This window comes from Nocardia gipuzkoensis (genome assembly GCF_021183645.1).
GTDB classification, from domain to species: Bacteria; Actinomycetota; Actinomycetes; order Mycobacteriales; family Mycobacteriaceae; genus Nocardia; species Nocardia abscessus.
In genome coordinates, this window is record NZ_CP089225.1 from 785,789 (window position 1) to 798,011 (window position 12,223).

Consider the following 12,223-nt stretch of genomic DNA (forward strand, 5'->3'; position numbering starts at 1 on the left):
GCGACGCAGCCCGGGGTGACGGTTTCGCCCGCAGATTCTGTTCCAGCGTCGCCGTCGTCTCCAGTGCCGATACCTGACGGAAATAGGTTCCCGACTGCGGAACCGCTCGATACCCGTACACCCGGTGGGCGACCACCTACTCCGGGAGGCTACGTACGCCCTTCCACTCCACCGCTGCCAGAGAGCAGGACCCCGGAACCGGCTGAAACGGGCACTCCGCCGACCACGCAGGTCATCCCCGGTGGGCCGACGCCCGCACCCAACGGCACGCCAGAAGGTCCGTGAGATGACCGACCAGCCAGCCGCGTCCCCGGCGATGCTCCAACGATGGGTGGGGTTCATCGGGGCGGTCGTCGCCCCGACCACGATCATCACGGCGCTGTGCTACTACTTCGGCTACGTCTACACCCGCAAGAAACTGGCCCATTTCGGCGTCGACTGCGACGCCCTCGGCTTCGCCTCCAGCGACTACGTAGTGGGGAGCGTCAGCGTGCTGTACGCACCACTATTACTACTGCTGGTCGGGTGGTTCTCAGCTGCCTGGGTAGGCACCTACGCAGGACGTTTCATCCGGAGCGGACAACGACCACGCCTGGTTCGCAACACCGGCCGAACCATCCTCACGCTCGGAGCAGTCTTCATCACCACCGGTATCACCGGAGTAGTGGTGCCCTGGCTCACGCCCAAGTCCCCCGTCATTTCCTGGGCGTTTTCACCCACCACGCTCGGATTGGGTGGACTTCTCATTGTGGTCGGCTATTGGGTCCTGTCCGCATCGATGACCGAGCAGGGTACACGTAGAGCGGCACCGACCACACGAGTCAACCAAACCATCGCGATCGCAGTCAGCCTCCTGGCCCTCTTCGCCGTGATGAACTCCTTCGCCACCCGGCTCGGCGACAACGCCGCCCAAACCTCTGCCCACGAACTCTGGACGAGAGAGTCCGTCGTCTCCGTCGTAACGGACGAACGTTTGGACGTGCCGAGAAACCTGATAGCGGAGACACTGGTCGAGGCCCAACCGCAACAGCCTCCACGATTCCGCTACCAGTGTTTCCGCGTCCTCGTAGCCCGCGGCGACCTATGGGTACTTGTGCCCGCAAAATGGTCCCAGGACAACGGATTCGCGGTCATCGTTCCAGCCGACAACTCCATCGTCAGCGTCTCACGATCGAGCGCCTTCAAAAAAGTCGCCGAAGACAACCCCCAACCCCAAGATGTGCCATGGCAGTGCCCAGAACGTGCACCGAACCCCCACTGACACCCTGCGTAGCGTAACTATGGCAGCGGCGCAGTGTCATGCCTACGAAGTCGCGCCGCCGCGATGAGAGACTGTCAGGCCCCGTGTGCTGGGCAGCAGGCTTCGAACAATGATCTGCACCACAGCCTGTGGCGCTTCGACTGAACGACGCATCGATAGCGGATCCCTGCGTCGGCACCTACCGAGCGGCGATCATCGACAATAGAAACTGCGCGACCTTGATTGCAGGTTCAGGTCCGCTCTGCGGTGCGATCGAAATCTTGAACGCTCGCTCATGTGTCGATCAAACGGCGGGCCAAGCACACCTGGGGCGCCGGACAGCTCAAATCTTGACGTTGGCCCACTTCGCGAATCGGGCCAGGTCGTCGGTTCCGCGGCGGGCGTGGGCGAGTACGCGCACGGTCTCGTGGACTTGGGGATGGTTGCGCGTCAGCCCCGGCGCGAGCCGGCGCGCCTGGTCGAGACTGGTGAGGGCACGATGCTTATCCCCGTGGAGCAACCACGCGCGAGACACGTCGATCCAGTGATGCCCTGCGCGGGAGGGCGATACCGATGCCGGTAACCGAATCTGCTCGGCGCGTGCGACCGCGGTCGTACCATCGGACAACTCTACGGGCACCGCGACAGAGTGGATTGCGACGTTCGGCAGATGGAACCCGGTCCCGTACTCCTGATACCGATCGGAGCTGATCACCTGTCCGATCCGACGTGCTTCCCGCAGATGCGCGTCGGCGGTTTCGGCGTCGAGCGCACGGGCCGACAGTACCGCTCCCCGCAGGTGCAACGCGCCCCGTACCGCGAGGACTCCGGTGTTGTGGGCAGCTTCTCGCTGACGGCATGCGCACGTTCAACGACCCGCAGCCCACCGGCGTACGCGCCGGAGTACAGCAGAATGAGCGCACGATGGTATTCCGCCGCGATCGGCCACGCCGGGTCACCACTGCGTTCAGCGGCCCACACGCAGCGCTCTGCGGCCAACCCGGCGAGATCGAGGTAGCCGTACCGATAGGCGATCGACGACGCACTGTTATAGGCGTAGGCGAGCGTCGAATAGATAGTCTCCAGCCGATGCCCGGGAGGTTCGTCGCTCGCGAGCACGTGCAAACCGTGGATCACGTCCGGCAGTTCGGCGGTGTGGTCGCCGTACCGGCCCCGGCGCCTGCTCTCCTGAACCCGATGCAGTGCCGCGGTCAGCTCTTCCAAGGTGGTCGGCGCGCTCAGCGGTTCGTCGTTGAACGCCAGGATCTTTCGGCGCAACTCGCGGATCGTGGCGTGAGCCCCGGCGTCGTCGCGCGCCGGGGTGTAGGGCTGTCCGGTCAGGTCCTCGATGTTCACACCGAGGGCACCGGCCACGGCCGCGATGAACGCGGGCGAGGCGGGGCGTGTGCCTCGCTCGACCTTGCGCAGCAGCGACACGTTCGCCCTCTGCGCAAGCTGTAACTGTGTAAGCCGAGCGAGTTTGCGCGCCCTGGCGGTACGTTCCCCGATCCCGGCGTCGTCCATGCCTCCACGGTGACACACGATGTGCCGCTTCGCATGGGTTCACCCAGGCCGAGGTATCCGCAGGCCCCGGCGTCGGGTTGACCCCCGAATCCCCGACGCCCGGTGCCCGCCGACCACCACAACGCACCGAAGGGTCACCGAATGACCGCAGAGCTCGCAACCGTCCTGATCGTCATAGCCGCTGTCGGCGGGCTGCTCATCCTTGTGTTCTGGGTTCTTCCCTGGCTACTTCAGCTGGGCGACGATCCGCACGAGTCGGTACCGGCGCGTGAGATCTTCGCGCGATTGAAGGACGAGCAGCGATGACGACACGGCGTTCATGGGTCCAGGATTACTGCGAGGACAGCAATCGTCCCGCCGATGAGCAGCACGCGCAGGGCCTGTTCAAGCTCCACGCGACCTGCACCCCGGCGTGCCCGCACAAGCTTTCTGCACAGCGGTATCTCCAGGAGCGCGATGCGGAGGGCCAAGCCACGGAAGGGCGAGAGGGTCGCTAGCCGGTTACGCAACGTGACAACAACCGGCGTACCGGGAAGCGACTGACCGGCCACTTGCTGAAGATGAGCACCCGCCGACGGCGGCCATGGGATACCCAATGGTGGGTGACCAGCGTCTGGTAGCGGCGTTTTAGTGGCGTTAGCGCCCGCCATCGAGCGATCTACCCTCCGGCGCACCAGGCCGCCGATCAGCTACTCCGGCCGTACCTGCATCCATTATAAAGCCATGATCATCTAATGCGGGTAGCCACTACTCACGCCAAGAGCGTATCTACAAGTGATTCTAGAAAATGTCAGTTTCATGCTAGCAACCCGGACGGGGCTGCTGACTCAGTTGACAAGAAGAATCACTGCAAGAACGGAGAAGCAAATGAACAACAACAGCTGCTTGATCAAGCTCCTCCCGGAGGAGGTTTGGCCCGTCGCCGCCGAACGAGCTAGCGGGATCAACCCGGCCAACGCGCCGGCGTTACAGATGCTCGAACTTGCGGTCCCTGATGCGGTCATGGACCCGGGTCATCTTGCCGCCCTAACCGGTAAGTACTGGGGCAGCAATGGGGTACGGCTAACTGTACAGTTCCTCGATAATCCTGCCGCCGACCTGCGGTCTCGAATCCTCTCGCACATGAACAGCTGGGGGACCTGGGCCAATGTGAACTTTCGGGAGACAGCGGTCGACGGACAAGTGCGCATCGCTCGCGCCGATGGCCGAGAAGGTGGATTCTGGTCATTTCTTGGGACTGACATCCTTCAGGTTGAAGCAGGGAATCCAACGATGAACCTCGAGGGCTTCACGATGAGTTTCCCGGATTCCGAATTCTTCCGCGTTGTGCGGCACGAGACGGGGCACACGCTGGGGTTTCCGCACGAGCATAAGCGCTCGCAGATTGTAAATCGCATCGACAGAGACAAAGCTATCCAATTCTTTGCCACGCGCTTTGGCTGGTCAGAGCAAATGGTGATCTCACAAGTATTGACCCCACTGGAGAACTCGGCGCTCATCGCAACTGAGCAGGCAGATCCGCATTCCATCATGTGCTACTGGCTACCGGCATCCATTATGCGAGATGGTATTGCCGTCGAGGGTGGCACCGACATCAATGATCAGGACGCAGGATTCGCTTCATCAATCTATCCCAAACCGCCGGCATGGTACGTCTCGGAAAGTGGAACAGGGAAGTGGAAGGAAATAAACGTCTCCAGGTTCCGCATCGAAGATTTAGCCTTCGGCGACTTCACCGGCACCGCCAAAACAGACGTCTTCCGCGCCGACGGCACCAACTGGTTCATCTCCGAAGGCGGAACCGGAAAATGGAAAGAAATCAACACCTCCAAGTACCGCATCGAAGATTTAGCCTTCGGCAACTTCACCGGCACCGCCAAAACAGACGTCTTCCGCGCCGACGGCACCAACTGGTTCATCTCCGAAGGCGGAACCGGAAAATGGAAAGAAATCAACACCTCCAAGTACCGCATCGAAGATTTAGCCTTCGGCAACTTCACCGGCACCGCCAAAACAGACGTCTTCCGCGCCGACGGCACCAACTGGTTCATCTCCGAAGGCGGAACCGGAAAATGGAAAGAAATCAACACCTCCAAGTACCGCATCGAAGATTTAGCCTTCGGCAACTTCACCGGCACCGCCAAAACAGACGTCTTCCGCGCCGACGGCACCAACTGGTTCATCTCCGAAGGCGGAACCGGAAAATGGAAAGAAATCAACACCTCCAAGTACCGCATCGAAGATTTAGCCTTCGGCAACTTCACCGGCACCGCCAAAACAGACGTCTTCCGCGCCGACGGCACCAACTGGTTCATCTCCGAAGGCGGAACCGGAAAATGGAAAGAAATCAACACCTCCAAGTACCGTGTCGCGGACTTGGCGTTCGGCGATTTCACGGGCGATGGCACGACAGACGTATTCCGCGCCGGCTAACCGAAGCGCCGACGTCTATCTCTGACAGCAAGGCCGCGTCCGAGATCGCTACCACTCAGCGAGCCGCCTCAGCTAAGGCGCGTTCAACGACGTTGCGCCGCCAGTAAGCGATTGAGTCTAACCTGGGCGGTCGCCCCCCCCCGACGCGGTCTCGCCGTCCGGTGGGCGATCTGGTCGGCGCGTTCGGTAATGACAGCGTGAATACGCCTGCGACGCATCAGGACCGATTACTCGCCGATGAGTAAGGCTCGTCGGCGAGTAGCCGGGTAGGACGGCGCCGCGGCAGATCACCGGTCAGCCGCGGCACCGCGATGGCATCGAGCACGGCGGGCATCATCGGCCAGTCACCAGCTCGGCCCGCATCGATGCAGCCGGTTCGATGAGGCAAACCGAGTCGAGCACGCCGTTCTCCGCCGCGCTAGACACCACACAGGTTCTACTCCGATCAATCAGGGTGTCCGGCGATGGTGGGCGCAGCTTTCCAGCGGCAGCGATTTACCACGTCCGGCAGTCGGACGAGCACACTGTCCACCCAATTCATTGCGAGGGAATGCCGGAGTGAAGTCTTCTTGAGCGCCCGCGGATCGAGCTTTCACCGACCCTTCGTCCATAAAGTCGTACAACAGGTAGTCTGCCACCCGTGAGCAATAAATGATCTATCGGCAGCGTTCTCCCTGAAACCTGGTAGTCGAATTAGGAGTTCCGATGCGATGCCGAGAGCCATAGCTCAGGAGCTTCGAGAGCCGCTTGGTTTGCCGCGGGGACCTATCGGCGCTCAAATTCTGTCGACCGTTTTCATGGCTCGCGAACGCAACAGCGATCCAACATTACCACCTGACTCCCACTGTACGCTACCAGCCCGAAAGGGGCAGTGGCACATATGTTTTCGGAAACCGAATCACATTGCAGCAGAGAAAAGGGCGTCTCAGTGAGAGACTGAAACTATGCCGATAATCGCAAATCAGCAAGGCTCCGACTGCATCGTCCTCAGCAGTAACAAAGAGTAAGCTCAATCCTTATCGGTGATCGATACATCGAAATCTTACTGGACTGGCAGTAGCAGACGAGTCGATCAGACGTCAAGGCGACCGAACGCCCGCGCCAGCGGATTGCGGACAAAAGCAACCGAGGAGCCCCATCATGACAGTGGTCCAGAACTTCATCGACGGCAAGCTCGTCGACTCGGTCAGCGGTGCGACGATGGCGCTCATCGACCCCACCACTGGCGATCAGTACGGCACCGCCCCGGCGTCCAACGAACAGGACATCGACAACGCGTACGCAGCGGCGGACAGGGCGTTCCACGACTGGAAGCGCACGACGCCGTCGCAACGCCAGCAGGCGCTGCTCGATTTCGCCGACGAGCTGGAGAATGTCGCCGACGCGCTTGTCCAGGCAGAGGGCCGAAACACCGGCAAGCCGAACCACCTCACCTCGGCCGCGGAGATCCCGCAGATGCTGGACCAGACCCGGTTCTTCGCGGGGGCGGCGCGGGTTCTCGAGGGTAAGTCGGCCGGCGAGTACCTCGCGGGCCATACATCGTGGATCCGCCGGGAACCGATCGGCGTCATCGGGCAGGTGACGCCATGGAATTACCCGATGATGATGGCGATCTGGAAGTTCGTTCCCGCGATCGCGGCGGGCAACACGGTGGTGATCAAGCCGAGCGACACCACCCCGGTGACCACGGTGATGCTGGCCGAACTAGCCTCCGAACACCTGCCGCCAGGCGTGCTCAACGTAGTCACCGGTGACCGGGTGACCGGCGCGGCAGTGGTGGCGCATCCGACCCCGAAGATGGTGTCGATCACCGGTTCGGTGGCCGCGGGCCGTGCGGTCGCGGAGTCGGCCGGCGGCCGGCTGAAGCGCACGCATCTGGAGTTGGGCGGCAAGGCGCCGGTGATCGTGTTCCCCGACGCCGATATCGCCGCTGCCGCCAAAAGCATTGCGGCCTCGGGCTATTTCAACGCCGGGCAGGATTGCACGGCAGCCACCCGGGTGCTCGGTCACGCGTCGGTGACCGATGATCTGACCGCGGCGCTGGCCGAGCAAGCCAGCAGCGCGACAACGACTTTCGGCAAGGCGGCCGATGACGAGGAAGCCTGGGTTCCACCGGTCAACAACGCCAACCAACTACAGCGGGTGCTCGCCTTCCTCGATGAGGTGCCCGATCACGCTTCGGTCGTGGTCGGTGGGAACCGGCAGGGCGACCACGGGTATTACGTCGAGCCGACGGTCATCGGCGGGCTGCTTCAGCACGACCGGCTGAGCCAGAACGAGATCTTCGGCCCGGTGATCACCGTGCAGGCGTTCACCGACGAAGACGAGGCGATCCGATGGGCCAACGGCGTCGAATACGGCCTGGCCTCCTCGGTATGGACCAAGGACTTGTCCCGGGCGCTCCGCGTGTCGGCCGCACTCGACTTCGGCTGCGTATGGATCAACACCCACACCGCGCTGATCGCCGAGATGCCGCACGGCGGGTTCAAGTCGTCCGGGCACGGCAAGGACCTGTCGATGTACGGGCTGGAGGACTACACCCGCGTCAAGCATGTGATGGCCAAGATCGACTAGCCACTCCTTTGATTAGACTTCAGCGTTTGCACAGCTCAGAGGTCATTCTATGGGGCGGGCGGGGCTCGAATCCGCCACCGATTTCGACGAGCGGTGTATCGCAGCCAGCCCGCCGTTTGCCGCGCTACGGTTCGCGGCTACCTACATCGCAACCAGCTACCGAAGCTGCGTTCCCCCCTGGCTCAGAAGGTGCCCGAGCCCCGGATCGTCGGGAACAAATCCGAGGCTCTACTCCCCCGATTCAAGGGGTGGGTACGAAGTCGAGGTCGCGGAGGAGGTTTCGGAAGAATCCGTTGGCGCCGATGCCGAGTGCCGAGCCGAGCAGCATTCCGACGACGACGTCCTGTGGCGTGGCTGTCGGTTCCCAGAAGATGGTTTCGGGTGGGTGATTGACCTTCGACGTTTTGAACCGACCGACAGGGAACTCCCCCGCGAAAAGTGTGGCGCGCTTGGGTCCAGTTGGGATCAGTCGGTAAGCGACTCCTCGCACGAGCGCGTCGCATCGGTATGTGCGTCGTCGCATGCCGCGTTTGCCCGCCGAGATGACCGCCGGATCGTTCTCGACCATGAGCGTCACGCTTCGTCGGTTGGTCGCAAGGATCCTCGGTGGGACCACACTCGTAGCGAGGCGGCGCGGCAGGCCTTCGTCCCGCACAGTGAGCCGCGGTGCGCCGGCAACTTCGACCGTGACGCTTCGGGGATACCACAGCTCGATGAATCGCGCGGTGCCGAACCGGCTATGAGTCGGAACCGACCGGAGCGTCGGCTCGGAGGGCAACTCCGGCCCCACGACCGCCCGTTTCAGGCTCTCCCACATCCAGCGCTCCTGCAATCAAGGACCTCGATCGGCACTGCCGAGTATGTATTCGCCGACGACATCCGCCAGTGATGGGAATGGCTCCGGCATGTCGGAGCCAGGTGGGAAGGAACGTGCCGCCGTCGGGTGGATTCGGTAGAGTTCTCCATCTGCTTTCGCACCGAACCAATCGGCGGCGAATTCGAACCTGTTCGGAGTCGCGGGAAGTCAGATGGGTTGTACCGAGCGATGTTTCACTGATTGTGCCCTCTCCTCCGCCCCGGGGTACTTGAAGCACAGCAGCGACCGGTACCGGCCGCGTGCGTACTCCGGCGACAACGGCCCATGGTGCACTCCAAAATTAGTGGCGCAGCAGGGTGGATGTGCTCGATGCCGGCGGCCTCGGCGCGGCGTTCCAGCATCTGCTGAGACGACGCGGCCGGGTTGGCGACCTCACCGCAGCGGCAACCTGTGTCCGCGAACAACCGCGAAAACAAAACCCGCTGGTCAGCGGGTATTTGTGGGGCGGGCGGGCTCGAACCCTCGACCAATGGATTGTGAGATCAATTCGGAACTCCGACAGCCTTACGATAGTCGACGGCGTAGTTCGACCTACTGCACACCGGGGCGGACCGTTCTCGACCGCCGAAGTCTGCTGTAGCCAGGTGTCCCAAACTTCGATCTGAGCACGATTGCTTGCTCGATCGTCAGCCACCGCGCGAGCCGTTCAAGCGTCAGCGACGCTACCCGTTGATGGTCAACAGGCAGCCCGACTTGTGCCGGTTGCGTTCGTCACCCCACGCCGCCGCTGTGTCGCTCTCACGGCTCATCGCGGATGGTTCGCGTCGACCCAGCGGCCACACGCTTGTCGATGATCTTCATACTCGGGGACGGTGGGCTGGCCGAGACCATCCTGCTCGGAGACGATGCCCCTTTCGGCTCTTCAGGTAGCGCTGGCTCGGACCGGTCGGTCACCGCGCGCGGCGCCCACAACTGTCGTGAGAGCCGGCCCGCCAGGCATGCACCGGCCGCGTTCACCAGCACGTCGTCGACGGATGAGTGACGGCCGATAGCGAGGGCGAACTGCACAGTCTCCACCGCGATCGAAGCTGCCGCTCCCGCCAACAGGATGCGGTACGAGCGGGCGAACCAGGCTCGGCGCACCGGCAACAGGAAGCCGAGTGCGGCGAAGACCAGCAGATTCCCACCGAACTGCTCGATTACCCTGTCGTCGGCCAGTACCTCGGCCAGATCACGCAACGGCACGAGAGTCACCGAACGGCCCGTTCCCGTCGGCGTGAGGACCATCCACAACCACGGCGCGGTACCCGTCACCATCCCGACGTCGCATAGCGCGGCACGCCACCCGCGCCGCCCAGCCAGCCACCAGGCCGCGAGACCGGCTAGCGGTATCGAGGTAATCGCGGCGATCGCGACCCCACCCCACGCCTCCCATGTCCCGTTCATACCGCCAGTATCACTCAGATCATCTGCGCCCCAGGTCGGCTCGACAGACCGTCCACACGACCCACACCGCACACACCAGCCAGGCGTCGTAATGGTCCTCCGCAAGCTCTCGGATGCCGTCCAGGTTCCAGCCCCAAGCCCGACCTATCGGCAAAATCCATTGCTGCCGGAGCGCTGTTCTAGATCAACTCAGCTGTAGAGTTCAGCGTTTTCGCAGATCAGAGATATTTGTGGGGCGGGCGGGGCTCGAACCCGCGACCAATGGATTATGAGTCCACGGCTCTAACCGACTGAGCTACCGCCCCATGCCGCGGGGAACCGCGAGCGTTGGGGATGCTACCGGGTTCGGTGGGTCGGGGACCAGTCGGAGGGGGATCGCTTAGGGTGGGCGGGTCGGAAACTTACTGGAGGGTCAGGTATGGCCGGTCTGTTCACGAAGGTGCTGAAGGCGCATCAGTGGGTGTACGAGAACAGTGGCGGGCTGGTGGGGCATCGGCTGCTGCTGGGCAATCCGACGCTGCTGTTGCGGACGGTGGGGCGCAAGTCCGGTAAGGAGCGGACTTCGGCGTTGACGTACGCGCGCGACGGTGGGGACTATCTGGTGACGGCGTCCAACGGCGGGTCGCCGCGGCCCCCGGGGTGGCTGGCGAACCTGAAAGCGCGACCGGAATGCGAGATCCAGGTCGGGCGGCGGAAACTGACGGTGCGGGCCCGGGCGACGCTGCCGGATGATCCCGATTACGCCCGGCGGTGGGCGATCGTCGACAAGGTGAATCGGGGTCGCTACAGCGCTTATCAAAAGCTGACCAAGCGGCCCATCGCGGTCGTGGTACTGACCCCCGCCGGGCGGGGTCAGTCGTCGCGATAATCCTCGTCCCAGTCGTCCTCGTAGTCCTCGACGTCGTCATGGTCGTCCCACGGCTCGGCTTCCTTCGGTGGCCGGCTGGCGAACTGCACTACAGCGACTACGAAGCCGAGGACCACGATGACGATACCGACGACGAGCAGAGTTTCCACCCCGGCACCCTAGCGCCGTCGTTCGAACCGCGCACTACGTCGATTGTCCAGTTCGTCGCTTTGTTCACACTGTTAACAAAGTGCGCCCCACCGCCGCCCTGGACTCGATGGCGGCATGCGCCCGATCCGCTCCGTCGAGTGGGAAGGTCTGGCCGATGACCACCTGCAAGCGCCCCGCCGCGACCTCTTCCTGAGCCCGCCGGGCCAGCGCCTGCCAATCGATATCCGCGCCGGTGATATCGAACAGCCCATAGACGGTGATGTCGCGCGCCGCCGCGTCCTCCCGGTCCAGAGCGGCGAATTCCCCTGCGGCAGCGCCATATCCGAGGAAACGCCCACCGTCCGCGGCGGCCGTGAGCGCGGCCTCGCCGAGCGCGCCGCCCGCCCCGTCGAACACGACGTGCGCGCCCGCTCCCCCGGTCGCGGCGCGTGCCTTCGCCGCCCAGTCGGGGGCGGAGTAGTCGACCACCGCGCTCGCGCCGAGCCGCTCGGCGAGTTCCAGCTTCGCGGCGCCGCGCGCGGCGGCGACGACGTTCGCACCCGCCGCACGGGCGAGCTGGATCAGCAGGATGCCCAGTCCGCCGCCCGCGGCGGTGATCAGGACCCATTCGCCCGGCTGCACGGCGGCATGGTCGAAGACAGCGAGCGCCGTCCTGCCGTCATGGGCGAGCGCGACGGCCTGCGTCGGGGTGAGCCCGTCGGGCAGAGCGACGAGGGTGTCCGCCTTGGCCAGCGCTTTCTCGGCGTATCCGCCGATCGGCAGGCCGCCGCCGACGCCGCTGGCCGCGGTCGGCGTCGACACCCGCTTGCCCAGCCAGCCCGGGTCGACGTCGGGGCCGACCGACGCCACCACCCCGGCGACGGCGCCGCCGGGCACATAGGGCAGCTCGATCGCGAAGAAGTCGGTGCCCCAGCCGCTGCGCAGCCGGGTGTCCAGGAACATCACATCCGCGGCGGCCACATCGATGACCACCTCGCCCGGTCCGGCCACCGGATCGGGCAGCTCGCGCACCACGAGTACTTCCGGTCCACCGAACTCATCGGCTTGTACAGCCCGCATGACACACCCTTCGTAGTTTCTTGCTGTCTCGGACGAAGATCAGCATGGAACCTTAAGAAGGGTTGAGGTCAAATCCTGCGTCAGGAACCGCCGCCGCAGCTGCTACTGCTTC

11 protein-coding genes and 1 tRNA gene are annotated in these 12,223 nt (G+C 63.7%); 5 read left to right on the forward strand and 7 right to left on the reverse strand.

Features of this window, described 5'->3' with window-relative positions; genetic code table 11:
• The first annotated feature begins 286 nt into the window (after positions 1–286).
• On the forward strand, positions 287–1,261 hold the full coding sequence (locus tag LTT66_RS03640) for a hypothetical protein (protein WP_233063768.1): 975 nt from the start codon (positions 287–289) through the stop codon (positions 1,259–1,261).
• Between the two features lie 322 nt (positions 1,262–1,583).
• Here the strand turns inward: LTT66_RS03640 and LTT66_RS03645 are convergent, their stop codons facing one another.
• Positions 1,584–1,775, reverse strand: coding sequence for a hypothetical protein (locus LTT66_RS03645; protein WP_233063770.1), 192 nt, complete (start codon positions 1,773–1,775; stop codon positions 1,584–1,586).
• A gap of 176 nt (positions 1,776–1,951) precedes the next feature.
• Positions 1,952–2,764, reverse strand: a complete 813-nt coding sequence (locus tag LTT66_RS03650; RefSeq protein ID WP_233063772.1) for a helix-turn-helix domain-containing protein — start codon at positions 2,762–2,764, stop codon at positions 1,952–1,954.
• A gap of 141 nt (positions 2,765–2,905) precedes the next feature.
• Here LTT66_RS03650 and LTT66_RS03655 point away from each other — a divergent pair, with 141 nt between their 5' ends.
• The 3 genes from LTT66_RS03655 to LTT66_RS03665 all read left to right on the forward strand — a co-directional run bounded on the left by LTT66_RS03655 (position 2,906) and on the right by LTT66_RS03665 (position 7,771).
• Positions 2,906–3,070 carry a hypothetical protein gene (locus LTT66_RS03655; RefSeq protein ID WP_233063773.1) on the forward strand — a complete coding sequence of 55 codons (165 nt, stop codon included), beginning with the start codon at positions 2,906–2,908 and terminating at the stop codon, positions 3,068–3,070.
• A gap of 561 nt (positions 3,071–3,631) precedes the next feature.
• Positions 3,632–5,197: a zinc metalloprotease gene (locus LTT66_RS03660; RefSeq protein WP_233063774.1), complete on the forward strand. Its 1,566-nt coding sequence runs from the start codon at positions 3,632–3,634 to the stop codon at positions 5,195–5,197.
• A 1,140-nt stretch (positions 5,198–6,337) separates the two neighbouring features.
• Positions 6,338–7,771: an aminobutyraldehyde dehydrogenase gene (locus LTT66_RS03665; protein WP_233063775.1), complete on the forward strand. Its 1,434-nt coding sequence runs from the start codon at positions 6,338–6,340 to the stop codon at positions 7,769–7,771.
• A gap of 241 nt (positions 7,772–8,012) precedes the next feature.
• On the opposite strand, the gene LTT66_RS03670 is transcribed toward LTT66_RS03665, so the two are convergent.
• From LTT66_RS03670 to LTT66_RS03680, 3 genes are all read right to left on the reverse strand, one after another.
• Positions 8,013–8,339, reverse strand: coding sequence for a hypothetical protein (locus tag LTT66_RS03670; protein ID WP_233063777.1), 327 nt, complete (start codon positions 8,337–8,339; stop codon positions 8,013–8,015).
• A 1,047-nt stretch (positions 8,340–9,386) separates the two neighbouring features.
• Entirely contained in the window at positions 9,387–10,034 is a 648-nt protein-coding gene (locus LTT66_RS03675) for a VanZ family protein (protein ID WP_233063779.1), read from the reverse strand.
• 231 nt (positions 10,035–10,265) lie between these two features.
• Positions 10,266–10,339, reverse strand: a tRNA-Ile gene (locus tag LTT66_RS03680).
• A gap of 113 nt (positions 10,340–10,452) precedes the next feature.
• Between LTT66_RS03680 and LTT66_RS03685 the strand changes: the two genes are divergently transcribed.
• Positions 10,453–10,902, forward strand: a complete 450-nt coding sequence (locus LTT66_RS03685) for a nitroreductase/quinone reductase family protein (RefSeq protein ID WP_195065337.1) — start codon at positions 10,453–10,455, stop codon at positions 10,900–10,902.
• Here the strand turns inward: LTT66_RS03685 and LTT66_RS03690 are convergent.
• The gene (locus LTT66_RS03690; RefSeq protein ID WP_233063781.1) at positions 10,887–11,051 is read right to left on the reverse strand and encodes a hypothetical protein; all 165 of its coding nucleotides are present in this window, start codon (positions 11,049–11,051) and stop codon (positions 10,887–10,889) included. The genes LTT66_RS03685 and LTT66_RS03690 overlap by 16 nt on opposite strands.
• Before the next feature lie 64 nt (positions 11,052–11,115).
• Positions 11,116–12,111 (reverse strand): zinc-binding dehydrogenase, encoded by a 996-nt coding sequence (locus LTT66_RS03695; RefSeq protein WP_233063783.1) that lies wholly within the window; start codon positions 12,109–12,111, stop codon positions 11,116–11,118.
• Positions 12,112–12,223 lie beyond the last annotated feature (112 nt).

What these genes read in the sequence shown, in the direction of transcription:
- LTT66_RS03640 (WP_233063768.1), top strand. Translation starts at nt 287, where the DNA reads ATGACCGACCAGCCAGCCGCGTCCCCGGCGATGCTCCAACGATGGGTG.
- LTT66_RS03650 (WP_233063772.1), bottom strand. Translation starts at nt 2,764, where the DNA reads ATGGACGACGCCGGGATCGGGGAACGTACCGCCAGGGCGCGCAAACTC.
- LTT66_RS03655 (WP_233063773.1), top strand. Translation starts at nt 2,906, where the DNA reads ATGACCGCAGAGCTCGCAACCGTCCTGATCGTCATAGCCGCTGTCGGC.
- LTT66_RS03660 (WP_233063774.1), top strand. Translation starts at nt 3,632, where the DNA reads ATGAACAACAACAGCTGCTTGATCAAGCTCCTCCCGGAGGAGGTTTGG.
- LTT66_RS03665 (WP_233063775.1), top strand. Translation starts at nt 6,338, where the DNA reads ATGACAGTGGTCCAGAACTTCATCGACGGCAAGCTCGTCGACTCGGTC.
- LTT66_RS03670 (WP_233063777.1), bottom strand. Translation starts at nt 8,339, where the DNA reads ATGGTCGAGAACGATCCGGCGGTCATCTCGGCGGGCAAACGCGGCATG.
- LTT66_RS03675 (WP_233063779.1), bottom strand. Translation starts at nt 10,034, where the DNA reads ATGAACGGGACATGGGAGGCGTGGGGTGGGGTCGCGATCGCCGCGATT.
- LTT66_RS03685 (WP_195065337.1), top strand. Translation starts at nt 10,453, where the DNA reads ATGGCCGGTCTGTTCACGAAGGTGCTGAAGGCGCATCAGTGGGTGTAC.
- LTT66_RS03695 (WP_233063783.1), bottom strand. Translation starts at nt 12,111, where the DNA reads ATGCGGGCTGTACAAGCCGATGAGTTCGGTGGACCGGAAGTACTCGTG.